This is a genomic window from Achromobacter sp. SX5, from assembly GCF_056711425.1.
Genome location: NZ_CM160041.1, coordinates 4,541,187 through 4,564,951, shown reverse-complemented (window position 1 = coordinate 4,564,951; position 23,765 = coordinate 4,541,187). Strand labels below are relative to the sequence as shown.

23 protein-coding genes and 1 tRNA gene are annotated in these 23,765 nt (G+C 67.9%); 9 read left to right on the top strand and 15 right to left on the bottom strand.

From position 1 onward, the window contains the following. The first annotated feature begins 72 nt into the window (after positions 1 to 72). From AC1M14_RS21315 to AC1M14_RS21290, 6 genes are all read left to right on the top strand, one after another. Complete coding sequence (locus tag AC1M14_RS21315) at positions 73 to 1,494, top strand: YadA family autotransporter adhesin (protein WP_479730411.1); 1,422 nt, start codon at positions 73 to 75, stop codon at positions 1,492 to 1,494. Between the two features lie 85 nt (positions 1,495 to 1,579). Beyond that, entirely contained in the window at positions 1,580 to 2,476 is an 897-nt protein-coding gene (locus AC1M14_RS21310; protein ID WP_102774276.1) for a LysR substrate-binding domain-containing protein, read from the top strand. A 94-nt stretch (positions 2,477 to 2,570) separates the two neighbouring features. Continuing rightward, positions 2,571 to 3,968 (top strand): 2-oxoadipate dioxygenase/decarboxylase HglS, encoded by a 1,398-nt coding sequence (gene hglS / locus AC1M14_RS21305; protein WP_479730410.1) that lies wholly within the window; start codon positions 2,571 to 2,573, stop codon positions 3,966 to 3,968. Beyond that, positions 3,965 to 5,140 carry an alpha-hydroxy acid oxidase gene (locus tag AC1M14_RS21300; RefSeq protein ID WP_102774278.1) on the top strand — a complete coding sequence of 392 codons (1,176 nt, stop codon included), beginning with the start codon at positions 3,965 to 3,967 and terminating at the stop codon, positions 5,138 to 5,140. Before hglS ends, AC1M14_RS21300 begins: the two co-directional genes overlap by 4 nt. Positions 5,141 to 5,218: 78 nt before the next feature. Beyond that, positions 5,219 to 6,208: a Bug family tripartite tricarboxylate transporter substrate binding protein gene (locus AC1M14_RS21295; protein ID WP_102774279.1), complete on the top strand. Its 990-nt coding sequence runs from the start codon at positions 5,219 to 5,221 to the stop codon at positions 6,206 to 6,208. A 120-nt stretch (positions 6,209 to 6,328) separates the two neighbouring features. Continuing rightward, positions 6,329 to 6,413, top strand: a tRNA-Leu gene (locus AC1M14_RS21290). Between the two features lie 120 nt (positions 6,414 to 6,533). Here the strand turns inward: AC1M14_RS21290 and AC1M14_RS21285 are convergent. The 3 genes from AC1M14_RS21285 to AC1M14_RS21275 are packed head-to-tail and all read right to left on the bottom strand — an operon-like array spanning position 6,534 to position 8,917. Next, the gene (locus tag AC1M14_RS21285; protein ID WP_479730409.1) at positions 6,534 to 6,944 is read right to left on the bottom strand and encodes a PIN-like domain-containing protein; all 411 of its coding nucleotides are present in this window, start codon (positions 6,942 to 6,944) and stop codon (positions 6,534 to 6,536) included. Beyond that, entirely contained in the window at positions 6,941 to 7,657 is a 717-nt protein-coding gene (locus AC1M14_RS21280; protein WP_479730408.1) for a DUF433 domain-containing protein, read from the bottom strand. Before AC1M14_RS21280 ends, AC1M14_RS21285 begins: the two co-directional genes overlap by 4 nt. Positions 7,658 to 7,714: 57 nt before the next feature. Then, positions 7,715 to 8,917 (bottom strand): alpha-hydroxy acid oxidase, encoded by a 1,203-nt coding sequence (locus AC1M14_RS21275; RefSeq protein WP_479730407.1) that lies wholly within the window; start codon positions 8,915 to 8,917, stop codon positions 7,715 to 7,717. 129 nt (positions 8,918 to 9,046) lie between these two features. Here AC1M14_RS21275 and AC1M14_RS21270 point away from each other — a divergent pair, with 129 nt between their 5' ends. Together AC1M14_RS21270 and AC1M14_RS21265 are read left to right on the top strand one after the other, a co-directional pair. Further along, positions 9,047 to 9,907: an IclR family transcriptional regulator gene (locus AC1M14_RS21270; protein WP_479730406.1), complete on the top strand. Its 861-nt coding sequence runs from the start codon at positions 9,047 to 9,049 to the stop codon at positions 9,905 to 9,907. A gap of 34 nt (positions 9,908 to 9,941) precedes the next feature. Continuing rightward, positions 9,942 to 10,529, top strand: coding sequence for a GrpB family protein (locus tag AC1M14_RS21265; RefSeq protein WP_479730405.1), 588 nt, complete (start codon positions 9,942 to 9,944; stop codon positions 10,527 to 10,529). Positions 10,530 to 10,534: 5 nt separating this feature from the next. Here the strand turns inward: AC1M14_RS21265 and AC1M14_RS21260 are convergent, their stop codons facing one another. The 11 genes from AC1M14_RS21260 to AC1M14_RS21210 form a co-directional block, all read right to left on the bottom strand. Then, the gene (locus AC1M14_RS21260; RefSeq protein WP_102774291.1) at positions 10,535 to 10,714 is read right to left on the bottom strand and encodes a hypothetical protein; all 180 of its coding nucleotides are present in this window, start codon (positions 10,712 to 10,714) and stop codon (positions 10,535 to 10,537) included. Between the two features lie 217 nt (positions 10,715 to 10,931). Then, positions 10,932 to 11,549, bottom strand: a complete 618-nt coding sequence (locus tag AC1M14_RS21255) for a hypothetical protein (protein WP_146196922.1) — start codon at positions 11,547 to 11,549, stop codon at positions 10,932 to 10,934. Positions 11,550 to 11,597: 48 nt separating this feature from the next. Beyond that, positions 11,598 to 12,245 carry a helix-turn-helix domain-containing protein gene (locus AC1M14_RS21250; protein WP_246842510.1) on the bottom strand — a complete coding sequence of 216 codons (648 nt, stop codon included), beginning with the start codon at positions 12,243 to 12,245 and terminating at the stop codon, positions 11,598 to 11,600. A 72-nt stretch (positions 12,246 to 12,317) separates the two neighbouring features. Next, positions 12,318 to 13,769: an N-acyl-D-amino-acid deacylase family protein gene (locus tag AC1M14_RS21245; protein WP_479730404.1), complete on the bottom strand. Its 1,452-nt coding sequence runs from the start codon at positions 13,767 to 13,769 to the stop codon at positions 12,318 to 12,320. A gap of 12 nt (positions 13,770 to 13,781) precedes the next feature. Then, a complete protein-coding gene (locus tag AC1M14_RS21240; protein ID WP_479730403.1) occupies positions 13,782 to 14,777 on the bottom strand; it encodes an ABC transporter ATP-binding protein in 996 nt (331 codons plus the stop codon). 8 nt (positions 14,778 to 14,785) lie between these two features. Next, positions 14,786 to 15,805 (bottom strand): ABC transporter ATP-binding protein, encoded by a 1,020-nt coding sequence (locus AC1M14_RS21235; RefSeq protein WP_102774295.1) that lies wholly within the window; start codon positions 15,803 to 15,805, stop codon positions 14,786 to 14,788. Positions 15,806 to 15,813: 8 nt separating this feature from the next. Further along, positions 15,814 to 16,689, bottom strand: coding sequence for an ABC transporter permease (locus AC1M14_RS21230; protein WP_102774296.1), 876 nt, complete (start codon positions 16,687 to 16,689; stop codon positions 15,814 to 15,816). An 11-nt stretch (positions 16,690 to 16,700) separates the two neighbouring features. Then, entirely contained in the window at positions 16,701 to 17,636 is a 936-nt protein-coding gene (locus AC1M14_RS21225) for an ABC transporter permease (protein WP_479730402.1), read from the bottom strand. A gap of 52 nt (positions 17,637 to 17,688) precedes the next feature. Then, positions 17,689 to 19,260, bottom strand: coding sequence for an ABC transporter substrate-binding protein (locus tag AC1M14_RS21220; protein WP_479730401.1), 1,572 nt, complete (start codon positions 19,258 to 19,260; stop codon positions 17,689 to 17,691). A 52-nt stretch (positions 19,261 to 19,312) separates the two neighbouring features. Beyond that, entirely contained in the window at positions 19,313 to 20,758 is a 1,446-nt protein-coding gene (locus tag AC1M14_RS21215; RefSeq protein WP_102774299.1) for a M81 family metallopeptidase, read from the bottom strand. A gap of 43 nt (positions 20,759 to 20,801) precedes the next feature. Next, on the bottom strand, positions 20,802 to 21,938 hold the full coding sequence (locus AC1M14_RS21210) for an NAD(P)/FAD-dependent oxidoreductase (RefSeq protein WP_479730400.1): 1,137 nt from the start codon (positions 21,936 to 21,938) through the stop codon (positions 20,802 to 20,804). 273 nt (positions 21,939 to 22,211) lie between these two features. Here AC1M14_RS21210 and AC1M14_RS21205 point away from each other — a divergent pair, with 273 nt between their 5' ends. Further along, positions 22,212 to 22,811, top strand: a complete 600-nt coding sequence (locus AC1M14_RS21205) for a nitroreductase family protein (RefSeq protein WP_479730399.1) — start codon at positions 22,212 to 22,214, stop codon at positions 22,809 to 22,811. A 20-nt stretch (positions 22,812 to 22,831) separates the two neighbouring features. Here AC1M14_RS21205 and AC1M14_RS21200 read toward each other — a convergent pair whose 3' ends face one another. Further along, a complete protein-coding gene (locus AC1M14_RS21200; protein WP_209165058.1) occupies positions 22,832 to 23,758 on the bottom strand; it encodes a carbon-nitrogen hydrolase family protein in 927 nt (308 codons plus the stop codon). Positions 23,759 to 23,765: the final 7 nt, after the last annotated feature.

Sequence of the window (23,765 nt, the reverse complement as noted above, 5' to 3'; positions counted from 1 at the left end):
GAAGAATGAGCGGGCGGGCGTGCATCGCGGGGTGCGCGCCCGCCTGCTACGGACAATAAACAACCAATTCTCATGAAACACACATACGCAGTACTGGCCGCCAACGGGCTGTCGGTGGCTTTTCTGGTGGGCGCGCTGGCCGCGGGGCAGGCCGTGCAGGCGCAGTCCGCGCCGCCGGTGCAATGGGACGGCAGCAACCTGGGCTATGGCGTGGGCGCCGGCCTGGGCGTGACCGGCAAGGGCAATAGCGCGATCGGCAAGAACGCCGGCGCAAACGTGTCCGGCAGCAACAACGTGGCTCTGGGCAACGGCGCCGGCAAGAGCGTGTCCACCAACTGGAACCTCGCCATCGGCGAGGGCGCGGGTTCCAATGTGAGCGGCAAGAACGCCAACCAGGCCATCGGCTACTACGCCGGCACCAACGTACAGGGCGGCTGGAACCAGTCGTTCGGCCGCAGCGCAGGCCAGAACGTCGTGGGCGACTATAACGACGCCTACGGATTCTGGGCCGGCACCGACACCGTCGGCAACAACAACGCCGCCTACGGCACCAACGCCGGACGTAACGTCACCGGCAACGGCAACTCGGCCTTCGGCCAGGAAGCCGGCCGCGGCGTCATGGGCGACGGCAACCTGGCGCTGGGCCAGAATGCGGGCCTGGAGGTCACGGGCGACGCCAATCTGGCGCAGGGCAAGAGCGCCGGGCAGCACGTGACCGGCTCCAACAACATGGCCACCGGCGCCTATGCGGGCTATGGCGTCAAGGGCGACGGCAACGCGGCCAGCGGCCTGGCCGCCGGCCGCGACGTCGTCGGCGACAACAACGTGGCGCAAGGCACGGCGGCGGGATCCGGCGTGCGCGGCAGCGACAACGTGTCGATAGGCTCGAACGCGAACCGCGGCATGTCGGCCGACCGCAGCGTCGCCGTGGGCGCGGCCTCGGCCGCGGCCACCGGCAGCGTGGCGGTGGGGGCGGGGGCGGTGGCTGCGGCGGGCAACAGCGTGGCGCTGGGCGCCGGCTCATCGGCGGCGCGCGGCGCGCAGGAAAACTACGAGGCCTACGGCCTATCGCAATCGCAGAACTCCGCCGGCGAGGTCAATGTGGGCGGGCGCCAGATCACCGGCGTGGCGGCCGGCAGCGAGGACACGGACGCCGCCAATGTCGGACAGCTGCGCGCCGTCAGCAGCGCAAGCGAAGCGCGGGTGGGGGCGGTCGAACGCTCGCTGCAGAACCTGCGCAGCGACCTCGATTCCCAGGAAAGCACGCTCAGCGCCGGCGTGGCCGCCGCGATGGCGACGGCATCCCTGCCGCAAGCCTATCTGCCGGGGCGCAACATGCTGTCGATGGCCGGCGGCACCTGGAACGGCGAGTCCGGCTACGCCATGGGCCTGTCGCGCGTCTCCAGCGGCGGACGCTGGGTGTACAAGGTCTCGGCCAACGGCAGCTCGCGCGGCGACTTCGGCGGCGCGGCTGGCGTCGGATACCAGTGGTGAGGCCGGGCCTGCGATAATGCGCGTGGGCGGCGGCCGGCGTGGACGCGCGCGGGCCGCCGGCACAGGTATTTTCGGATCGGCCTCCATGGAAAAGCGTTTGATGCCATCGATGATGGCGCTGCAGTGTTTCGAGGCGGTGGCGCGGCACATGAGCTTCACGCGCGCCGCCGAGGAACTGCACATGACCCAGAGCGCGATCAGCAAACAGATCGCGCAACTCGAGGCGCTGCTGCGCAACCCGCTGTTCCTGCGGGTGCGGCGGCGCCTGCAGTTGACGCCGGCGGGCGCGCTGTACCAGTCCGAGGTCCGGGCCATCCTGAACCAGGTGGACATGTCCTCGCGCTACATCCTGACCTACGGCAGCGAGACGCAGGTCCTCACCATCGGCACCCAGCCGACCTTCGGCGCGCGCTGGCTGATCCCGCGCCTCAAGCGCTTCATGGCCGCGCATCCGGACATCCAGGTCAAGGTCCGCAGCGAGACCCGGCCGTTCGACCTGATGCAGGCCAAGATCGACATTTCGTTCTTCTTCGGCCACGGCACCTTGCCCGGCGCCCAGTGCCGCGAATTGTTCGAGGCCGAAGTGGTGCCGGTCTGCGCGCCCGGCTTCCTGCCGGGCGACCGGGTCGACAGCCTGGAAGCGCTGAGCGCGCAGGAACTGATCCAGTGCGCCTCGCGGCCCGAGGCCTGGCACGACTACTTCTCGCACCAGCAGTTCCAGTCCGACCGCAGCTACCACGGGCCGCGCTTCGACACTTTCTACATGTGCGTGCGCGCCGCCGAAAGCGGCTGCGGCATCGCGCTGACCCCGCGCCTGCTGGCCGAGGAAGAGCTGCAGGCCGGCAAGCTGGTGATCCCGTGGGGCTACGTGCAGCCCAGCGACGGCGCGTATTTCGTCGCCTATTCCGAGCATTCGGCCGAGGTGCCGAAGATCAAGCAGTTCGTCGCCTGGGTCGAGCAGGAAGCCGCGCGCCGTCCATGAAAAAATGGACTGATTAAGCCGAATTTTTTCATTTGATTGCGGCGGCGCGGCATGATTTCATGCGGGCCTTGTCTACCTATGCGCCACGCCCGCCATGAATCAGAATTTCGTCAGCCCCGACCAGATCCGCGCCTGGTTCTCCCGCGCCATGTCCGACATGTACAAGTCGGAAGTGCCCCTGTATGACACGCTGCTGGACCTGGTCGCCCAGGTCAACGCCAAGACCCTGGCCGAGCAGCCCGAACTGGCCGCACAGCTGGCGCGCACGGGCGAGATCGAGCGCCTGGACATCGAGCGCCATGGCGCCATCCGCGTCGGCACGGCCGAAGAGCTGTCCAATATGCGCCGCGTGTTCGCCGTGATGGGCATGCAGCCCGTGGGCTATTACGACCTGTCGCCGGCCGGCGTGCCGGTGCACTCCACCGCGTTTCGCGCCACCCACGAGCAGGCGCTGCAGGCCAGCCCGTTCCGCGTCTTCACCTCGCTGCTGCGCCTGGAACTGATCGACGACGCCGCGCTGCGCGAGAAGGCCGCACGCATCCTGGCGGCGCGCCGCATCTTCACCCCCCGGGCGCTGGAACTGGCCGTGCGCTTCGAAGCCGAGGGCGGCCTGGACGAGGCCTGCGCCCGGGAATTCGTGGCCGAAGCCCTGCACACTTTCCGCTGGCACGGCGAAGCCACCGTCAGCCTGCAGGACTACCAGGAGCTGCATGGCCAGCACCGCCTGATCGCCGACGTGGTGGCCTTCAAGGGCCCGCACATCAACCACCTGACGCCGCGCACGCTGGACATCGACGAAGCCCAGGCCGAGATGCCGCGCCGCGGCGTGGCCGCCAAGGCCGTGATCGAAGGCCCGCCGCCGCGCAAGTGCCCGATCCTGCTGCGCCAGACCAGCTTCAAGGCGCTGGAGGAAGCCGTCAGCTTCATCGGCGCCGACGGCCGCGCCGCGCCCGGCAGCCATACGGCCCGCTTCGGCGAGATCGAACAGCGCGGCGTCGCGCTCACGCGCAAGGGCCGCGCGCTGTACGACCACCTGCTGGACCTGGCGCGCAGCCGCAATCCGGGCGCGACCAACGAAAGCAATGCCGCCGCCTACATGCAGAACCTGCAGGACTGCTTCGCCGCGTTTCCGGACGACTACTCGGAACTGCATGCCCAGGGCCTGGCTTATTTCCGCTACTACCTGACCGGCAAGACCGGCGCGCCGGCCAGCGCCGACGCGCAAGCGCTGATCGAGCAGGGCTACATCCGTTACGAGCCGCTGGTGTACGAAGACTTCCTGCCGGTCAGCGCCGCCGGCATCTTCCAGTCGAACCTGGGCGACAAGGGCCAGGCCGAATACGCGCAGAACGCCAGCCAGGCCGCTTTCGAGCAGGCGCTGGGCGCGCCGGTGCTGGATGAGCTGGCGCTCTACCAGGACACGCAGGACCGCTCGCTGGCGGCCTGTCTGCAGGCGCTGGGCGTGCAGGCCGGCGAGCCGGCGGTAGCATGAGCCGGCTGGACCGCTGCCTGTCGGTGCGCGACTTCGAGCGCGAGGCGCGGCGCATCATGCCGCGCTGCGTCGAAGGCTACGTCTGCGGCGGCACCGAGGACGGCGCTTCGCTGGCCGAGTCGGTGCGCGCCCTGGGCGACGTCGGGTTCCGGCCGCGGGGGCTGCGCGTAGTGGACCAGCGCAACAGCAAGGTCGAACTCTACGGCCAGACCTACGCCATGCCGGTGGGTTTCGCGCCCACCGGATTCTCCGCCATCGTCATGCACGAGTGCGACCTGGCGCTGGCGCAGGCCGCGCAGCACGCCGAGATTCCGTTCATCATCAGCGGCGCTTCCAGCGTGCCGCTGGAACGCCTGCAGCAGGCCACGGGCAAGCGCTGCTGGTACCAGGCCTATCTGCCGGGCAACACCGAACGCATCGGCAGGCTGTTGGGCCGCCTGCGCCAGGCCGAGATCCCGGTGCTGGTGGTCACCATCGACACCTGCGTAGGCGCGAACCGCGAGAACCTGCAGCGCCTGGCCTTCACCGTGCCTTTCAAGATGAGCGCCAGCGTGGTGCTCGACGGCCTGCGGCATCCGCGCTGGAGCCTGAACGTCTTCATGCGCACGCTGCTGGGCAGCGGCGTGCCGCGCTTCTCGAATCTTTACGAGGAGATCGGCCCGCCCATCACGCAGGACCCACCCAACGGCTTTCGCGGCGAACGCGACAAGCTGTCGTGGGAGCACATCCGCTGGATTCGCGAGAACTGGCCGGGCAAGCTGGTGCTCAAGGGCGTGATGCATCCCGACGACGCGCGCCAGGCCTGCGCGGCCGGCGCCGACGGCGTCATCGTCTCCAACCACGGCGGCCGCCAGCTGGACGGCTGCATTTCGCCGCTGCAGGCGCTGCCCGAGATCGTGGCGGCGGTGCCGCCCGGATTTCCGGTCATGGTCGACGGCGGATTCCGCCGCGGCTCGGACGTGCTCAAGGCGGTGGCCCTGGGCGCGCGCATGGTGTTCACCGGCAGGCCGCAGCTTTTCGGGGCGGCGGTCGGCGGCCAGGCCGGCATCCGCAAGGTGGCCGCGATTTTCCGCAGCGAAATCTCGACCGACCTGGCGCTGCTGGGCTGCAGCAGCCTGGCCGACGTCACGCCGGATCTGATCGCGCCGATACGGCCGGCCAGCCCGGCATAGGCCGCCGCCAGCCCCCACAACGATAAAAACGGCCGCGCCCGCCCGGGGCGCGCCGATCCGCTTTCGACAGGAGGAAACATGAAGAAGATCCATACCAGACTGGCCGCCGCCGCGGCGGCGCTCGCCTGCTTCGCGTCGGCGCCGGCCCACGCCCAGGCCGATGCCTATCCGTCCAAGCCGGTGCGGCTGGTCGTGGGCTATGCCCCCGGCGGCACCACCGACATCAGCGCCCGCATGATCGCCGACGTGCTGGGCAAGGAGTTCGGCCAGACTTTCGTGGTCGAGAACAAGCCTGGCGCCAACAGCAACATCGGCGCCGAGTCGGTGGTGCGCGCGCCCGCCGACGGCTACACCTTGTTCGTGGGGTCCATCTCGACCGCCATCAACCAGTCCCTGTACTCCAAGATGTCGTTCGACGCGCTCAAGGACCTGGACGCCGTCGCGCTGCTGAACGTGGTGCCCAACATCCTGGCCGTCAACGCCGCCGTGCCCGTCAAGACCGTGCAGGAATACATCGATTACGCCAAAAAGCATCCCGGCAAGCTGACCTGCGCCTCGCCCGGCAACGGCTCGTCCGCGCACCTGGGCTGCGAGCTCTTCAAGATGAAGACCGGCATCGACATCCTGCACGTGCCGTATCGCGGCAGCGGCCCGGCCGTGGCCGACCTGCTGGGCGGACAGGTCGATTCCATCTTCGACAACCTGCCGCCGCTGCTGCCGCACGTGCGCGCCGGCAAGCTCACCGGCCTGGCCGTCACCACCGGCAGCCGCGTGCCGTTCGCGCCCGAAATCCCCACCATCGCCGAATCCGGCGTGGCCGGCTTCGACGTGGCGGCCTGGTTCGGCGTATTCGCGCCCGCCGGCACCCCGGCGGACATCGTGCAGAAGGTCAATACCGCCATCAACAAGGCCCTGGCATCCGACCCCGCGCTGGCGGCCAGCTACCAGAACAACGGCTTTCTGATGCCCCCGCCGCCCAACACGCCGCAGGCGTTCAAGGCCTTCATGGAAAGCGAAACGCGTAAATGGGACGAAGTCGTCAAGGCGACGAACCTGCAGATCAACTAGAATTGCTGCAACTCGGCGGGAGCGGGCCGGACGACAAAGAACCGGCCGTTTCCCCAGAATCGCAATTTGCGTGGTAGAATGCTCGACTTTCCAGGAAGTTATGATTTTCTGGAAACCCCAGCCGACGTGGTGAAATTGGTAGACACGCTATCTTGAGGGGGTAGTGGCGAAAGCTGTGCGAGTTCGAGTCTCGCCGTCGGCACCAGAATTCTGTTTCCGGATCAACCCAGGAAAATCGTAAAAAAACCCGTAAGGATCTATGCCTTACGGTTTTTTTTTGGATTCCACTAGGCGAGTTCAGGGAGGCGAGTACACAGATCGAGCGTTATAGCTGCTTGAACTTCGTGGCAGTACGCCATGGCACCTCGAGCGTGGCCCGTTCCACGGCATTGGTCTGTTCGACGATTCTTGGCCACCACAGAATGAATTGAGCAAGCTTGTCCCAATAGCGACGACTTGACCAGGACGGTTGAAGCACGAATACGGACAGGCCATATTGCCGAATGACTTGTCGTTCTGCGCCATTTCTCTTCCGGAATGCATCGCCTGAGACTACGGTCCAACCGCCTTCCTGCCCGAGAGTGGTCAGCCATTCCGTATCGACAGCGTTGGGCGGAAAGCGATCCCGAAGATGGCACACCTGCTCGACTTTGCCGGCGGCAAACATGTTTACGCTGGCGCGTGCAACGGCAGCCGCCCAATGGGGAGGCAGGTTATGGTCGAACAGAAAATTCAATGGACCCGCTGTCGCAGGCTCTCTTCGAACCTGACGGCAGCTTTCACATACCGTACCTGTACTTCATAGGCGGAAGCGGTCTGTTTGATTGCCGCTTCGTGTCCGCCCTCGGCCAAGTACGAGGCGTAAATGACGTCGGTTGGCGTGCCCGAGTCTTCGAGGATGGGGCTGCCGAACTGCCGGCACGGATCAAGCACGACCCGATCCCGTTTGAGGGCGGGATACCATTTCAAGGCTTGATCCTGGTGGTACTCAATACCCGCGTACAACGATGGATTGATGATTTCTCGGAAAACGTGTTGCCGGTTTCTCAGATCGACCAGCGCACCATCTTTTTCTGCTTGACGTAAGGCTTCGCCAAATATCGTTCGGCCGTCCGTTTTGAAGCGAAGGGTAGTGAAGGGATACTTCACTCCATACAATTGCTGAGCGCTCTCCAGGCAGCGGCGCACGACAATCAACGGCACGCCATACCTTACGAAAGCGCCTACGAAGCGGACTTCCAGCAGGTCATGAAAGCCGATGACTTTTTCGTCGAAGTCCTGATCGGCCAGTTCTGGCGTCCAAAGAGGGGGTGACCAGCTTTTTACACGCGAATTGTCCGGGCCTTTCGTATAGCGATAACCGAAAAGCCAGCGATTCAATTGGGGAGAAGGAACACCGATCAAACGTGCCGCTTCGCCAAGTGTGTACATGCCGGTACCTGTGTACATAGCTCGGAAACCTCGGGCAGGGCAACAGCAGCGAAGTTTAGCATTCGGTGTCCTGCGCTAAATCAGGGGCGCATTGCGATAACTACGTGCCCACGGGGGTGAAGCACGCGACACGATGAAGTCGCCTCCCAGCTCCGCCAGGTCGCGGCACCCCAGCAACCCCAGGTTGCGGTCGATTTCGGTTCCCAAAATGTCGATGATGCGCGCCACGCCGGCCTGTCCGGCCACGGACGCGCCGTAGAGGAAGGGGCGGCCCAGGAACACCATGCGCGCGCCCAGCGCGATGGCCTTGAGGATGTCGGCGCCACGGCGAAAGCCGCCGTCGACCATCACCGGAAAATTCGGGCCCACCGCGGCGGCGACCTCGGGCAAGGCGTCCAGGGCGCCCTGCGCGCCGTCGAGCTGGCGTCCGCCGTGGTTGGAGACGATGACGCCGTCCAGGCCCATTTGTTCCGCCAGCTGCGCGTCGCCGGGATGGGCGACGCCCTTGAGGACGATGCGGCCCGGCCAGATGTCGCGCATCCAGGCCAGGTGCGACCAGTCCAGCCGGTCGCGGCCGCCGCGCAGGCCGCCCTTGGGTTCTTCGGTGATGCGGTAGCCGCGCGTATCGGCGACCACGTTGCAGAAGCGCGGCACCTGCCGGTCCGAAAGCAGGGTACGGAGAAACACGTTGGCGGACCAGCGGGGATGACGAAGCCCATCCCAGAGCAGGCCTCTGCTGAACTTGAACGGGACGGTGAAACCGTTGCGCTGGTTGTTCTCGCGGTTCGCGCCCACGGGCGTGTCGATGGTGACGACCAGCACGTCGATCTCGTTGGCGCGCAGGCGCTGCAGCAGCGGTTCGATGACTTCCTTGTCGCCGGGGATGTAGCCCTGATACCAGAAATCGGCATCGGCCTGGCGCACGGTTTCCATGGCCAGCGTGGAAAGGCCGCTGAGCACGAACGGAATTTTCGCCTCTGACGCGGCCTTGGCCAGGTCCCATTCGCACCGATGGCGGCACATGGCGGTCATGCCCATGGGCGCGATCCCGAAAGGATGCCGGTACTGCCTTCCCCAGAGTTCGACGGCCTGCGTGCGCTGCGCGACGCCGACCAGGCCGCGCGGACGGAACTGAACCGAACGGAACGCTTCCCGGTTGGCTTCCAGCGTCAGGCAGTCTTCGGTGCCGCCGTTGACGTAGCCGAACACCGCGTGCGGCAGGACCGCCTTGGCTGCGCGTTCGTAGTCGCCTACCGACAAGAGTTTCTTTGCGTTCATTGCGCTTGGATTTGTCTCGGTTATATATCAGTCAATAGTAGAAATTAAAGAATCATCTATTGAAAGTTTTATTTCGATATTATGATTCTGCAAATTGGCGTAGAACGCAAGCGCCTTGCAGACCGGACCATGCCGAAACCGCTCAAGAATCGCGCAATTTCCACGGCCGCCGAACCGGCCGCGACCTCCGACAACGCCCCGGGAAGCGGGCCGCCGGCCGGCACCCTGCTGCGCGGACTGGCCTTGCTGGATGCCCTGATCGCCGCCAGCCATCCGATGACGCTGGCGGAACTGGCCGCCGCGGTCGAACTGGACCTGAGCACCGCCTTGCGCCTGCTGCGGACGCTGGAGGAAGCCGGGCGCGTGATCCGCATCGGCGACGGCAAGCGCTATCTGGCCTCGCCGTCCGCCATGCGTCCGCTGGCCTTGAAGCATCCGCTCGAAGAACTGCGCCGCCAGGCCGATCCGCTGGTGCGCGGCCTGGCGAACAAAGTGGGGCAGTCCGTCGTGCTGGTGGCCTATGTCGGAGGCGAACGCATCGTGGTCGACGCGATGCCGGCGGGCACGTCGCTTAATCCGTATTACACGACCTGGCTGCATGGCCCGCTGCATGCCTCGGGCCCGGGCAAGGCCCTGCTGCTCGCATCCGATCCGGCCAGGCGCGAGGCCCTGCTCGGCGAGCCGCCGTACGCGGCGCACACCGGCAAGACCCTGACCACCCGGGCGGCGCTGGAGGCGGATCTGGCCCGGGCCGCCGAGAACGGCTACGTGCTGGTGCGCGACGAGCTTTACGATGGCCTGAGCGCCATCGCGGCCAATTTCCATTCCTGGGACGGGGCCGCGCTGGGCTGCCTGGTGATCACGGTGTATTCCGAGGGCTTCGACGACGAGGCCATCGCCTTCGCCGCCCGGGAGCTGCTGGCATGCACCCGCCTGATGCCGCTACAGGTGCCGGCGCTGCAGCAGATCGCGCAATTGTCGGGCCGTTGAGGCTCGTCCGGACCGCCGCAGGAGGATGCATCGCATGGCGACACCCGAAGAAATCATGAAACACCACGAACCGGACCCGGACGAAGACCCCTGGGTCCGAGGCCGGCCGGCGCCGGCGCCGGTGGAAGTCGTGCCCTACGATCCCCGATGGCCGGCCCGCTACGACGCGCTGGCCGCGGCGATACGCGAGGCGCTGGGGCCGGCGGCGCTGGACGTGGAGCATATGGGGTCCACGGCGGTGCCGGGGCTGGCGGCCAAGCCGGTGATCGACATCGACCTGACCGTGGCCGATCCGGCGCGGGAGGAAGACTACGTGGGGCCGCTGGAGGCGATCGGCTATGTGCTGGCGCTGCGCGAGCCGTCCTGGCATCAGCACCGCGCGCTGCGGCTGGAGGCGCCGGCGGCGAACCTGCATGTGTTCGGGCCGGATTGTCCGGAGAATATCCGGCACCGGATGTTCCGCGACTGGCTGCGCGCCAATCCGGCGGACCGCGACCTGTATGCGTGGGCCAAGCAGTCCGCGGCCGTGGGCGCGATGCAGGTGATGGCGTACAACAAGCGCAAGGAGGCGACGCTGCGCGAGATCTACGAGCGCATGTTCCGCGCGGCCGGCTTTCTATAAGGCGCTCAGGCGCCCGGCAGCATGTAGCGCGCGGATACGGCGAGGATGCGTTGGGCGGATTCGCGCAGCTGGCGGGCTTCGCGGTAGGCCTGCAGGGACACGACGGCGTCATAGCGGCGCGCGCTGCGGGGGCCGGCGAGCAGCGCCGGACGGCGGCTCAGGATCGGGGATATCAGGCGTTGCATATTGGAACCTTCGTGGAACCTTGGTACGGGCGTCTGGCCCGGGGTATGGCAGGCATCGTAGGCCGGCCGGCAAGGCGCGGCAACGAATTACCTTTCATATGGATATCCAGGGATATCCAGAGATATCCGGGCCTTTCCCCGGGGATGCCGGGGAGTTGCGCGCATTGCGGAGCCAGTATCGCCGGCTTATATGACAGTCTGATGCCGGCGGCGGACGCTAGCCCAATATGCGCGAGGAGGAGACGGCGGCGACCCAGACCCAGCGCTCGCCGCGCAGTTCGAAGTCGTAGGTCATGGCGTCCGAAGGCCTGTGCAGGAACGGCGCGAACCAGACGCGCACGCGGCCGGGCGACGGGGTCTGCCATAGCGAGACGCCGCTGATGGGACTGTTCGGCGTCAGGCCCAGCATGGAGATATAGGCCTCGTCGCGCGGGCTGTGGCTTTCGATCTCGATGGGCCATTCGCCCAGTTCCTTGCTGCCGGAGTAGAACGTCATGCCGGTGCCGAACGAGTCGGCCGCGTCCTCGCCGTAGCGGGCGATGGAGAGTTTGCCCATGCCGTCGTCGGAGCGGGCGCACAGGATGCGCTGGAACAGGTCGAGCAGGGCGGCCTCGTGCGCCACGCCGAGCTGGCCGCGCAGCTGCGCGGCGACGGGCGCCTGGCCGTCGATGCAGTGGCGCGTTTCCAGCAGCAGTCCGCGGTCGCTGCGGACGATGGCGCTGCCGCTTTTGGCGCCGGAAAGCATGGCGCCGATGTCGCGCAGCACGGGTTGTGCGAGGGCGGGGTTGCCGGCCGCCAGGGCCGCGCAAAGAGTCAGTGTGGGGGTGATGCGCATTGCTGCTTGTCGTGATCGTCGTTGCGGTATCGGCGCCAGGTGCGCGAGTCAGGCGGGTTTCAGCCGCGAGGGCACTTCGTCGGTGTCGCTGCAGACCGCCAGCACTTCGGCCGGCTTTTTGCTCAGCGACAGGTAGACGTGGCCGATGCTGCTGTCGAAATAGGCGGTTTCGTGCTTGGCAAGCACGACGCTGTCGCCGTTCTCGAACTGGATGCGGACCTTGCCCGACAGCACCACGGCGAATTCCTGGCCGGGATGCCGGATGTAGTCCTCGAACTCGACCACTTTGCGCGAATCGATGAGGGCGACCATGGGCGTCATTTTCTTGCCCGGGTATTCGCCCATCAGCAGGCGGTAGTGGTAGTTCTCCGTGACGTAGTCGCAGGCGTCGCCGAGCTTGTTCTTGACGTAGGTCGGCGCGACGGCGGCCTGGGAGGCGTCGCCCAGCATGAACAGCCGGGTCATGTCGACGTCCAGCGCGCGGGCCAGCGCGCCGAATTTCTCGTAGCTCAGGGCGATCTGCCCCAGCTCGGCCTTGGAAAGCGTGGACACCGCGATGCCGCTGGCGCGGGAGACTTCCTGCAAGGTCAGTTTTCTTGCCTTGCGCTCGGCCCGCAGGCGAGCGCCCATTTCTTCCTTGCCCACGATTTCGGGCGGAACGGTCTTGCCGGGTAGGGCCATGTAGCGGTCTGGCATCAAGGGTTGAGGGCTGGGGCTGGGGCCCGCAAGCCCCGCCGCGTTTGCCGGATTGTAAAGGTTGCGCCCGGTTCAGGCGGCCCGGTTCAGCACGCGCCCGGCGTGCAGGCCGGTAAAGGCCTGGTCCTGCCAGACCGGCGCGCCGTTGACGTAGACCGAATGGATGCCGGCGGCGCTCTCGGTGGGCCGCTCGAAGGTGGCGGAGTCGGCCACGGTGGCCGGGTCGAAGACCGTCAGGTCGGCGTAGTAGCCGGGCCGCACCTGACCGCGTTCGGCCAGGCCGAAGCGGGCGGCGGTCAGGCCGGTCATCTTCCAGACGGCTGTCTCCAGCGGGAACAGGCCCAGGTCGCGCGAGTAGTGCCCCAGCACGCGCGGGAAGGTGCCCCACAGCCGCGGGTGCGGGCGCTCGTCGTGGGGCAGGCCGTCCGAGCCGATCATGGTGGGGCCGAAGGCCAGGATGCGCTGGACGTCGGGCTCGTCCATCATGAAGTAGATGGCGCCGGCCGGCTGCAGTTCGGGCACCACGTCGTACTTGGACTTGCCGCGTTCGGCGGCGATCTCGTCCAGGTCGCGCCCGCTCAGTTCGGGGCAGGGCTTGCACCAGGTGATGAGGGTGCGGCCGGCGAGCAGCACGCGGTCCTGCTTGAGCATGGTGGAGCCGGCCACGTAGGGATAGGCGTCCAGCGAGACGTCCTGGCCGGCCATGGCGGCCTCGATCAGGGCCAGGGTTTCGCGGGAGCGGCCGAAGTTGGGCTTGCCCATGACCTTGTGGTGCGAGATCACGACGGGCACGCCCAGTTCGCGGCCGATGCGGAAGGTTTCTTCCAGCGCCGCGACGATGTGCTCGCCTTCGTCGCGCATGTGGGTGGCGTAGACGCCGCCGCGCGCGGCCAGCGGCCGGCAGACTTCGATGATCTCCTCGGTGCTGGCGCAGGCGGCGGGCGGGTAGAACGCGCCGGTGGAGATGCCGATGGCGCCGCTGGCCAGGGCTTCGTCGGCCAGCGCCCGCATGGCCTCGATCTCGGCGGGCGTGGCCTCGCGCTGCAGCTCGGGCATGACGGCGGCGCGCAGCGTGGAGTGGCCCACCATGCAGGCGGCGTTGACGGCGGCGGGCGCGGCGCGCAGCGCGTCGAGGTAGTCGCGGAAGCGTTCGTAGCGATAGGAGCCGCCTTCGTCCAGCAGGTCCAGCGGCGCGGGCGGATTGGCGTGCGCCAGCGGCGCCAGGCTGATGCCGCAATTGCCGGTGACCACGGTGGTGACGCCCTGCGAAATCTTGGGCGTCATGTCGCGGCGCTTGAGCAGGTAGTTGTCGTCGTGCGTATGGGAGTCGATGAAACCGGGCGCCACCACCTTGCCGGCGACGTCGATGCGGCGTGCGGCGGTATGGCCGGCCAGGTCGCCGACGGCGGCGATGCGGTCGCCGCGCATGCCCACGTCGGCGCGGCGGCCGGGGGTGTTGGCGCCGTCGATGACGGTGCCGCCGGCAAGAATGTAATCGAACGGGGTGGCGTCGGGCTGGGACATGCGTATCTCCGTCTAGGCAAAGTGGCAGGCGACCTGCTGCCCGGGGGCGACGTGGCGCGGCAGCGGGGTTTCTTCGGCGCAGCGCGGCCGGGCCATGGGGCAGCGGCTGCGGAACGCGCAGCCCGAGGGCGGCGACAGGGGGCTGGGGATTTCGCCCCTGAGCACCTCGACCGGCGTGCGCTCGCCGCGGCGGGCGGACGGCACCGCGGCCAGCAGGGCGCGGGTATAGGGATGGGCCGGGCGCCCGAAGATGGCGTCGCGCGGGCCGCTTTCGACGATGCGGCCCAGGTACATCACGGCCACCTGGTGGCTGATGTGGCGCACCACGCTCAGGTCGTGCGAAATGAACACGTAGGTCAGGCCGAGGTCGCGCTGCAGGTCCATCAGCAGGTTGATGACCTGGGCCTGGACCGAGACGTCCAGCGCCGACACCGGCTCGTCGCACACGATCAGCCCGGGGTCCAGCGCCAGCGCGCGCGCGATCACGATGCGCTGGCGCTGCCCGCCGGAGAATTCGTGCGGGTAGCGGTCGGCGGCGTCGGGGCGCAGGCTGACGCGGGCCAGCAGCTGGGCCACGCGCTCGCGGATCGCGGCGCGGCCGTGGCCGAAGTTGCGCAGCGGCTCGCCGATGATGTCGCGCACCCGCATGCGCGGATTCATGGACGAAAACGGGTCCTGGAAGATGAACTGCACCCGCTGGCGCATGGCGCGCAGCTGGCGGCCGTTCATCGCCGCCAGGTCCTGGCCTTCGAGCAGGATGCGGCCGGCGGTGGGTTCGGCCAGCCGGATCAGGCATTTGCCGGTGGTGGATTTGCCGCAGCCGGATTCGCCGACCAGGCTCAGCGTCTGGCCGCGCGGCACCGACAGCGACACGCCGTCGACGGCGCGCAGCACCTTGCCGCCGTCCACCGGAAAGTGCTTCTTGAGGTCGATGACTTCCAGCATGGGCGCGGCGGATGCGGACATGGCGGACGCGGCGGGCGGGGGGGGGATATCGTGCAGGTTCATGGCGGCTCTCACGCGGTCAGGGCGCCGGTCGCGGGCGCGGCGGCCAGTCCTTCGGCGCGCGCCCAGCACCAGACGCGGTGGCGGCTGCCGGCGTCCACGGCGGGCGGGGCGGCGTCGCGGCAGCGCGGCTGCGCCTCGGGGCAGCGCGCGGCGAAGGCGCAGCCGCGCGAGGCCGGCGTCATCACGGGCACGATGCCCGGCAGCTCGGCCAGCCGGGCGTCGTGGCCCTGGCCGTCGACGAAATCGGGCAGCGATCGGATCAGCGCCCGGGTATAGGGATGCTGCGGCCGGTCCAGCACGTCGTCCACGCCGCCTTCCTCGACCTTGCGGCCGGCGTACATGACGATGACGCGCTGGCACATCTGCGCCACGACGCCCAGGTCGTGCGTGATCAGCACGATGGCGGTCCCCAGGCGCGCCTGGATGTCGCGCAGCAGGTGCAGGATCTGCGCCTGGATGGTGACGTCCAGCGCGGTGGTGGGTTCGTCGGCGATCAGCACCTTGGGCTGGCAGGCCAGCGCCATCGCGATCATGGCGCGCTGGCGCATGCCGCCGGACAACTGATAGGGGTACTCGCGCACGCGGCGCGCGGGGTCGGCGATCTGCACCAGGTCCAGCAGTTGTTCGGCCTGGGCCAGGGCGTCGCGGCGCGACAGGCCCTGGTGCAGCATCAGCGATTCGCTGATCTGGCGGCCGACGGTGAACACCGGGTTCAGGGACGTCATCGGCTCCTGGAAGATCATCGAGATCCGGTTGCCGCGGATCGCGCGCATGGCTTTCTCGGGCAGGGCCAGCAGGTCCTGGCCGTCGAACTCGATGCGTCCGCCGGCATTGCGGCCGGGGGCGCGCAGCAGACGCATGATGGACAGCGAGGTCACGCTCTTGCCGCAGCCGGATTCGCCCACCAGGCCCAGGGTTTCGCCGGGCATCAGGTCGAACGACAGGCCGTCGACGGCGACCACCGTGGTCTCGTCGCCGTCGAAACAGGTGGTAAGGTCGCGCACGCTCAGGACGGGTCGGGTTTGCATGGACGCTCCTACAGCTTTTTGGCCAGGCGCGGATCGAGCATGTCGCGCAGTCCGTCGCCCACCAGGTTGACGGCCAGCACGGCCACGCCCAGGAACAGGCCGGGATACAGGATGATGTGGAAGGCCACGGCCACGAAGTTGCGACCCTCGGCCATGATGTTGCCCCAGCTCGGTATCTGCGGCGGGATGCCCACGCCCAGGAAGCTCAGCACGGCCTCCGTCAGGATGGCCGAGGCCGCGATGAAGGTGGCCTGCACCATCAGCGGCGCGAACAGATTGGGCAGGACGTGGCGCAGCAGGATGGCCGGCACGCGCGTGCCGCAGGACACCGCGGCCTCGATGTAGGGCTGCTCGCGTATCGTCAGCACCAGCGCGCGCACCAGGCGCACGACGCGCGGCACTTCCGGGATCACGATGGCGACGATCACGGTGCCCAGGCCGCCCTTGAGCGTGGCCATCAGCGCGATCGCCAGCAGCACGCCGGGAATGGCCATCAGGCCGTCCATGATGCGCATGATGACGGCGTCCAGGCGGCGGAAATAGCCTGCCGCCATGCCCAGCGCGACGCCGCCCGCGGTGGCGACCGCCGCCACCACCAGGCCGACCACCAGGGACACGCGCGCGCCCCAGAGCGTGCGCGAGTAGACGTCGCGGCCCAGGGCGTCGGTGCCGAAGTAGTGCTCGGACGAGGGCGGCTTCATGCGCGCCATCGGATTGATGTCCTGCGGATCGACCGTGGCCAGCCACGGCGCGGCCAGCGCGATCGCGGCCAGGAGCAGCAGGATGGCGCCGCCGGCATACAGCATCGGGTGGCGGCGCAGCGATTTCAGCGCGCGGCGCAGGCGCGTACGCCTGGCGGGCAGCGGCAGGGTTGCGGTAGTCATGCGTCTCCCCGTCAGTAGCGGATGCGCGGATCGAAGAGCCGGTAGCTCAGGTCGACCAGCAGGTTGATCAGCACGTAGATGCCCGAGGCCACCAGCAGCACGCCCTGGATGACCGGATAGTCGTGGCGCAGCACCGCGTCTATGGTCAGGCGGCCCAGGCCGGGAATGGCGAACACGGTCTCCGTGACCACCACGCCGCCGATCAGCAGCGCCACGCCCACGCCGATGGTGGTGACGATGGGGTTGGCGGCGTTCTTCAAGGCATGCCATACGATGGGGCCGGCCGACAGGCCCTTGGCCCGGGCGGTGCGGATGTAGTCCTCGGACAGCGCCTCCAGCATGGTGGCGCGCGTCATGCGCGTGAGCAGCGCCATATACACCAGGCCCAGCGACAGGCAGGGCAGCACCAGGTGGCGCAGATAGGGCGCCAGGCCGGCCGACAGCGGTTTGTAGCCCTGCACCGGCAGCCAGCCCAGCTTGATGGAGAAACCGTAGACCAGGCTGTAGCCGATCAGGAACACCGGCACCGAGAACGCGCAGACCGCGCCCACCATGACCAGCCGGTCCAGCCAGCGTCCGGCGTTCCAGGCCGCCAGCACGCCCAGCGGTATCGCCGCGACCACGGCGAACAGCATGGTGAAGGCGGCGATGGACAGGGTGGGGCCTATGCGCTGGCCGATCAGTTCCGAGACCGGCATCTGCGTAGCGATGGAGGTGCCCAGGTCGCCGCTGGCGATGTGCGCGACCCAGATGCCGAACTGCTGCAGCAGCGGCTTGTCCAGGCCCAGGTTCTGGCGGATCTTCTCCACGTCGTCGGCGGTGGCGTTGTCGCCGGCGATGACGGCCGCCGGGTCGCCCGGCGACAGGTGGATCAGCAGGAACACCACGACCGCGACCACGGCCATGACGGGAATGACGGCCGCGACGCGGCGCAGTATGAATTTCACGCTGTTTTCCCCCCGGCTTGCGGCCGGGCGCAAGCCGCGCCCGGCGTCTGCCTTACGGTTTTTCGATGTTCCACATCACCGGGATGCCGGTCTTGAGCAGCTCGGTGTGCTGCAGCCCGCGAAACGCGGAGACCGGCTTGAATTCGCCCCACATGACGTACGGCACCGTCTGGTAGGCGCGCGCCTGCAGCTGCGCGGCGATCTGCTTGCGCTTGGCCGCGTCGGTTTCGCGGATCCATTGCGTGCGCAGCGCGTCCAGCTCCTTGTCGCAGGGCCAGCCCGGCAGGCTGTTGCCGCAGGCCGCGGACAGCCAGGGGTTGGTTACCGGCGTGCTGGCGTCGTAATAGCCGCCCCAGGTCAGGAAGATGTTCCAGCCGCCTTGCGCGGGCGGGTCTTTCTTCAGGCGGCGCGCGGCCAGCGAGGCCCAGTCCATGGATTGCAGGTCCACGTTGATGCCGGCCTTCTTCATGTTCTGCGCCAGGACCATGACGGCCGGCGCGCTGATGTGGTCGGTCGGATACAGCACCACGACCTTTTCGCCCTTGTAGCCGGCCTCCTGCAGCAGCTGTTTGGCGCGTTCCGGGTCGCGCTTGGCGTAGGGCGCGGCGCCGGCGTCGGTGGCCAGGGGCGAGCCGCAGACATAGAGCGTGGCGCAATAGTCGACCCGGTACTTCTCGGGGTAGCCCATGGCCGACAGCATTTCCTTCTGGCTGACCAGATAGTAGAGGGCCTGGCGCGCCTGCGGCTTGTCGAAGGGCGGATGCAGCGAGTTGAGCACGACCATGCCCTGCGAGGACACCGAGGTGTTCAGCGTGATGTCCGGATTGCTTTCCAGCACCGGCAGGAAGTCCGGCGTGGTCTGCTCGATCATGTCGACCTCGCCGTTCATCAGCGCCGCCGTCGCGGTGTTGCCGTCGGGGATGTAGACCCATTCGACCCGGTCCACCTTGACCTGCTTGCCGCCGGCCAGGCCGTCGGCCGGCTCGGCGCGCGGCACGTAGGCGGGGTTCTTGACGTACACCACCTTGTTGCCCGGCACCCATTCGTCGCGCTTGAACAGGAACGGGCCGGAGCCGACCATTTCGGTGACCTGGGTGTTGGGGTCCGTCATCGCCAGGCGCTTGGGCATGATGAAGGGCGGCATGCCGGAAGGCTTGGACAGGGCGTCCAGCACCAGGCCGAAGGGCTGTTTCAAGGTCAGCGTGAAGCTGTTGTCGCCGGTGGCGGCAAGCTCGGCGCCGGCGGCCATCATGGCCTGGCCCAGCGTGTCCTTCTTGGCCCAGCGCTGGATCGAGGCCACGCAGTCCTCGGCCTTGACCGGCGTGCCGTCGTTGAACTTCAGGCCCGGGCGCAGCGTGAAGCGCCAGGACTTGCCGTCGTCCGACACGGTCCAGGTGTCCACCATCTGCGGCTGCACCTGGCCCTTGCCGTCCTGCGAGAACAGAGTGTCGAACACCATGTAGCCGTGGTTGCGCGTGATGTAGGCGGTATTGAACAGCGGGTCCAGCGTCTTGAGGTCCGCGTGCGGCACCAGGCGCAGGGTCTTGGTCTGCGCGGCCGCGCCGGTGGCGGCGCCGATGGCCAGCAGGGCGGCTGCGCCCAGCAAACTGATACGTCGGATCATTGTTTTCCCCTTGGTCTTGCGGCGCCCGTGGCGGGCGGCGGTGGATGGCGCTTCACGCCGTGAACGGCCATTTCGGCAGCTTGCGCTTGACGAACGGCAACGCGTTGTAGTCCTGCGTGATGGCGCCCGGCGTCTCCACGTAGATGACGTGGCGGCCCACCTTCGAGTACGAGGCGTAGAAGTGCTGCGACGATTTCACGATGATGAGTTTCATGGCCGCCAGGTCCACGCCGAACTGCGTGAACAGGTCGGTGCCCATGGCCTGGGTGCGATTGGTGGTCAGGGCCAGCGTCACGCCCTGGCTGCGCACGATGGCGGTGTCGCCCAGCAGGGCCGGCGTGCCGGCCAGGCCGGTCATGACGGCGTCGCGCTGCAGCGCCAGGATTTCGCAGTCCAGGTCCAGCGGCCGGCCCGAGACCGGCGCGACCTTGCCGCCGATGCGCAGCTTGATCTGCGCGCCCACGCCGGCCTCGAAGCAGAGCTGCACGGCCACCGGGTCCCAGAACGGACCCGTGGCCACGTCGCGGATGCCGCGCGCCAGCACGCGTTCCAGGATGAAGGTGGCGTCGCTGGGCGCGCCGCCGCCGGCGTTGTCGGCGGAGTCCGCCAGCACCACCGGAAAATCGTCCAGCGCCAGCGCCTGGTCCAGCGCGTCGTCGGCGCCCGGGTAGGGCGGCGCGAGCTGGTCGCGAAAACCGATGATCTCTGCGCCCAGCGCGCGCGCCAGCGCGTCGGCGCCGGCCTGGTCGCCGTCGGTGTAGACCAGCACCTTGGAGCCCATGTCGGGCGTGTCGCCCCACGGAAAGCCATGCGCGATGGACACCGACAGCACGCCGTCCTTGCCTTCCATGGCCAGCAGGCGGTCCACGAAGCCGCGCATCGGCTCGCGGCTGGTGTGCATGATGGAGATCATCTCGCAGTCGTACACGGCGCGCGTGGGGCGGATGCGGCCTTCGGCGCGCGCCACGCACAGGTCCACCAGGTCGTAGGCGCGCTCCAGGATGTCGGTGTGGGGATATTCCTTGAAACAGACCAGGAAGTCGGCGCTGTCCGTCATGGTCGCGGTCAGGTGGCAATGCGGGTCGAGCTCGGCGCCGATCACGGTATCGGGTCCCACGATCTCGCGCGCGCGGCGCAGCAGGTCGCCCTCGCAGTCGTCGTAGCCGTCGGCCACCATGGCGCCATGCAGGCCGAACAGCGCGATGTCGACCTTGCCGGCGCGGCGCAGGTCGTCCAGCAGTTCGTCGCGCAGGGTTTCGTAGGCATGGCGGGTGGTGATGCCGGCCGGCGTGGCGCCGGCCGTCATGCCTTCGATCAGGGTCCAGTCCTTGCCCTGCGCGCGCTGGCGCGCGGCCCACAGCGGGCCGGAGAACATCTGCATGCGGTCGGGATGCTGGCCGGCGGGGTAGTAGCCGCGCGCGCGATAGGCGGACAGCCCGGTGGGAATGGGAGAGAAGGTGTTGGTCTCGGTCGCGAGGGACCCGGAAAATATTCTCATGCTGCCGCTCCGCGTAAAGAGAGAGTTGGGGGTCGATGAACAATCAGCGCAGGCGCGCGGGACGCACGGCGGCGGCGTCCACCCCGTGCATGTGCAGATCGGCCGGCAGCGGCTGGCGCATGAGCAGCGCGGCGGCCAGCTCCGAGGTCGCCGCCGCGGTCTGGATGCCATAGCCGCCTTGCGCCGCCAGCCAGAAAAACGCCGGCGCCTCCGGGTCCCAGCCCACCACGAAGTCGCCGTCGCGCACGAAGGAGCGCAGCCCGGCCCAGGTGTGCCGGGGGCGGCGGATGGTGAGCGAGGTCGCGGACTCGATCCGGTAGATGCCGGTGGCCACGTCCAGTTCTTCGGGCACCACGTCGTGCGCCTCGACCGGATCGGCGTTGGCGGGCGAGCCCAGCAGCTGGCCGGCGTCGGGCTTGAAGTAATAGCTTTCGTCGACGCCGACCACCGCGGGCCAGCGCGAAAAATCCACGTCCTGCGGGCCGGAGAAGGTGAAGGCGGTGCGGCGGCACGGCTGCAGCCCGACCTGGCGCGCGCCGCACAGGGCGGCGGCCTGGTCGGCCCAGGCGCCGGCGGCGTTGACCACGGCGCGCGCGCGCACTTGGCGGCCGTCGGCCAGCGTCAGCGTCCAGGCGTCGTCGGCGTGGACCGCGGCCACCACTTCGGCGCGGTTGAGCAGCGCCGCGCCCTGGCGCGTCATGGCGCGCAGGAATCCCTGGTGCAGGGCGTGCACGTCGATGTCGCGGGCGTCCGGCTCCTCGATGGCGCCGCAAAGCTGTTCGGCGCGCAGGCAGGGCACGCGGGCGAGCGCCTGCCCGGCGTCGATCAGCCTCACGTTGGGCGACTGGCTGCGGAAGTCTTCATACACCTGGTGCAGCAGGCCTTCCTGTTCGGGCGTCGCCACGTACAGCACGCCGCGCGGATGCAGCAGCGGCGTGTCGCTGAAGCCCGGCGGCGGGTTTTCGTAGAAGGCGCGGCTGGCCCGCGTGAGCGCCTTGATCTGCGCGGTGCCGTAGGTTTCCATGAACATGGCCGCCGAGCGGCCGGTGGAGTGATAGCCCGGCTGGGGCTCGCGTTCCAACACGGCGACCGAGGCCGTGGCGCTGAGACGGTAGGCGACCGAGGCGCCGGCGATGCCGGCGCCGATCACGGCGTAATCGTATAGGGGCTCTGCTGTCATTTTGTCGGAACCGAGAATTCTCTTATTTGATAATTCTCGAATACGATAGTTTTTTGACGGCAGACGGGTAATAGGGGTAAGCCCTGATGGGCTCGGCAGGCTTCAGGCTGGCGGGTAATGCATAAACGCATCCGCGATGCCGGAAGATTTGGCGCATGAGTGGAACGGTTTGTTCCGGCCGGAAACGCGGCGGCATCGGCGCTTTACGCCATTGCGGGCCGTAGAATTCCTCATGCACGTTTCTCTATCTACCAGTCGGAAGGTCATATCGTCATGAGCAATGCTTACCTCGAAGCGCTGAAGAAGCGCCGCACCCAATATTCGCTGGGCCGCAATCTGTCGATGCCCAAGGATGAACTGGCAACGCTGATCCAGGAAGCGATCAAGCACAGCCCGTCCTCGTTCAACTCGCAGAGCTCGCGCGCGGTGATCCTGTTCGGCGCGGAAAGCGAAAAACTGTGGGACATCGCCATCGAGGAAGTGCGCAAGGTCGCCCCGGCCGAAGGGTTCGACAAGACCGAGGCCAAGCTCAAGAGCTTCGCCGCCGGCGTGGGCACCGTGCTGTTCTTCGAGGACCAGGACGTGGTGCGCAGCCTGCAGGAGAAGTTCGCGCTGTACGCCGATAACTTCCCCGTCTGGTCCGAACAGGCCGGCGGCATGGCGCAGCTGTCGGTCTGGACCGCCCTGGCCAACGCCGGCGTGGGCGCCAGCCTGCAGCACTACAACCCGCTGATCGACGCCGCCGTGGCGAGCCAGTGGGATATCCCGGCCTACTGGAAGCTGCGCGCGCAGATGCCGTTCGGCTCCAATGAGAACGGCTTCGGCGAGAAGCCGTTCATGGGCGACGCCGAACGCTTCCGCGTGATCGGCTGATCGCGCCGGGCGCCCGCCGGTCAGCGCTTGAGCACGACCGGCGGCGTCGGCGATTCGTCGACCACCAGCTGGAAGATGTCCGGCCGCGCATAGTGGCCCACCACGTCGAAATCGAACTTGCCGCGCGCAATGTCGTCCAGGTCCAGGTCGGCGGTGAGGATGCACTCTCCCTCATAGTCCGGTCCGGCCAGGACCTCGCCCAGCGGGCTGACGATGGCGCTGCCGCCGCGCATCAGCACGGTGTCGGGCGCGTTGCCCTGGATCGCGTCGTAGTCCTCCGGGAAGTCGGCGCGGGTCAGGTACTGGCAGGCGGTCAGCACGAAGCAGCGGCCTTCCAGCGCGATGTGGCGGGCGGTGGCCAGCCACGAATCCTTGTCGTCGGCCGTGGGCATGCAGTAGAGCTGGATGCCCTTGCCGTACATCGCCATGCGCAGCAGCGGCATGTAGTTTTCCCAGCAGATCACCGAGCCCAGCTTGCCGAAGGGCGTGTCGAACACGGGCAGGGTGGAGCCGTCGCCGTAGCCCCAGACCAGCCGCTCCATCGCCGTGGGCATGAGCTTGCGGTGCTTGCCCAGCAGTTCGCCCTCGGGCGAGAAGAACAGCACCGTGCAGTACAGCGTGCCGCCGTCGCGCTCGATCACGCCGATGACCACGTACGAGCCGGCTTCGCGCGCGGCCTCGGCGATCTGTTCGGTCTCGGGGCCGGGCACGTCGATGGCGCTGTCGTAGTAGCGCAGGAACTCATCGCGTCCGCGCGGCAGGCGTCCGCCCACGCGCGCGCCGAAGTCGGCGCCCTTGGGATAGGCCGACAGCAGGGCCTCGGGGAACACCTGCAGGCGCGCGCCCTGCGCGGCAGCCTCCAGGATGAGCTTGACCACCTTCCTGGTGGTGGCGGCGCTGTCGAAGGGAACCGATGCGGTCTGGATCACCGCGGCTCGCAAATGCATAGGGACT

Coding starts and splice junctions, on each gene's coding strand:
- AC1M14_RS21315 (WP_479730411.1), top strand. CDS start 73: ATGAAACACACATACGCAGTACTGGCCGCCAACGGGCTGTCGGTGGCT.
- AC1M14_RS21310 (WP_102774276.1), top strand. CDS start 1,580: ATGGAAAAGCGTTTGATGCCATCGATGATGGCGCTGCAGTGTTTCGAG.
- hglS (WP_479730410.1), top strand. CDS start 2,571: ATGAATCAGAATTTCGTCAGCCCCGACCAGATCCGCGCCTGGTTCTCC.
- AC1M14_RS21300 (WP_102774278.1), top strand. CDS start 3,965: ATGAGCCGGCTGGACCGCTGCCTGTCGGTGCGCGACTTCGAGCGCGAG.
- AC1M14_RS21295 (WP_102774279.1), top strand. CDS start 5,219: ATGAAGAAGATCCATACCAGACTGGCCGCCGCCGCGGCGGCGCTCGCC.
- AC1M14_RS21280 (WP_479730408.1), bottom strand. CDS start 7,657: ATGTACACAGGTACCGGCATGTACACACTTGGCGAAGCGGCACGTTTG.
- AC1M14_RS21275 (WP_479730407.1), bottom strand. CDS start 8,917: ATGAACGCAAAGAAACTCTTGTCGGTAGGCGACTACGAACGCGCAGCC.
- AC1M14_RS21270 (WP_479730406.1), top strand. CDS start 9,047: ATGCCGAAACCGCTCAAGAATCGCGCAATTTCCACGGCCGCCGAACCG.
- AC1M14_RS21265 (WP_479730405.1), top strand. CDS start 9,942: ATGGCGACACCCGAAGAAATCATGAAACACCACGAACCGGACCCGGAC.
- AC1M14_RS21260 (WP_102774291.1), bottom strand. CDS start 10,714: ATGCAACGCCTGATATCCCCGATCCTGAGCCGCCGTCCGGCGCTGCTC.
- AC1M14_RS21255 (WP_146196922.1), bottom strand. CDS start 11,549: ATGCGCATCACCCCCACACTGACTCTTTGCGCGGCCCTGGCGGCCGGC.
- AC1M14_RS21250 (WP_246842510.1), bottom strand. CDS start 12,245: ATGCCAGACCGCTACATGGCCCTACCCGGCAAGACCGTTCCGCCCGAA.
- AC1M14_RS21245 (WP_479730404.1), bottom strand. CDS start 13,769: ATGTCCCAGCCCGACGCCACCCCGTTCGATTACATTCTTGCCGGCGGC.
- AC1M14_RS21240 (WP_479730403.1), bottom strand. CDS start 14,777: ATGAACCTGCACGATATCCCCCCCCCGCCCGCCGCGTCCGCCATGTCC.
- AC1M14_RS21235 (WP_102774295.1), bottom strand. CDS start 15,805: ATGCAAACCCGACCCGTCCTGAGCGTGCGCGACCTTACCACCTGTTTC.
- AC1M14_RS21230 (WP_102774296.1), bottom strand. CDS start 16,689: ATGACTACCGCAACCCTGCCGCTGCCCGCCAGGCGTACGCGCCTGCGC.
- AC1M14_RS21220 (WP_479730401.1), bottom strand. CDS start 19,260: ATGATCCGACGTATCAGTTTGCTGGGCGCAGCCGCCCTGCTGGCCATC.
- AC1M14_RS21215 (WP_102774299.1), bottom strand. CDS start 20,758: ATGAGAATATTTTCCGGGTCCCTCGCGACCGAGACCAACACCTTCTCT.
- AC1M14_RS21210 (WP_479730400.1), bottom strand. CDS start 21,938: ATGACAGCAGAGCCCCTATACGATTACGCCGTGATCGGCGCCGGCATC.
- AC1M14_RS21205 (WP_479730399.1), top strand. CDS start 22,212: ATGAGCAATGCTTACCTCGAAGCGCTGAAGAAGCGCCGCACCCAATAT.
- AC1M14_RS21200 (WP_209165058.1), bottom strand. CDS start 23,758: ATGCATTTGCGAGCCGCGGTGATCCAGACCGCATCGGTTCCCTTCGAC.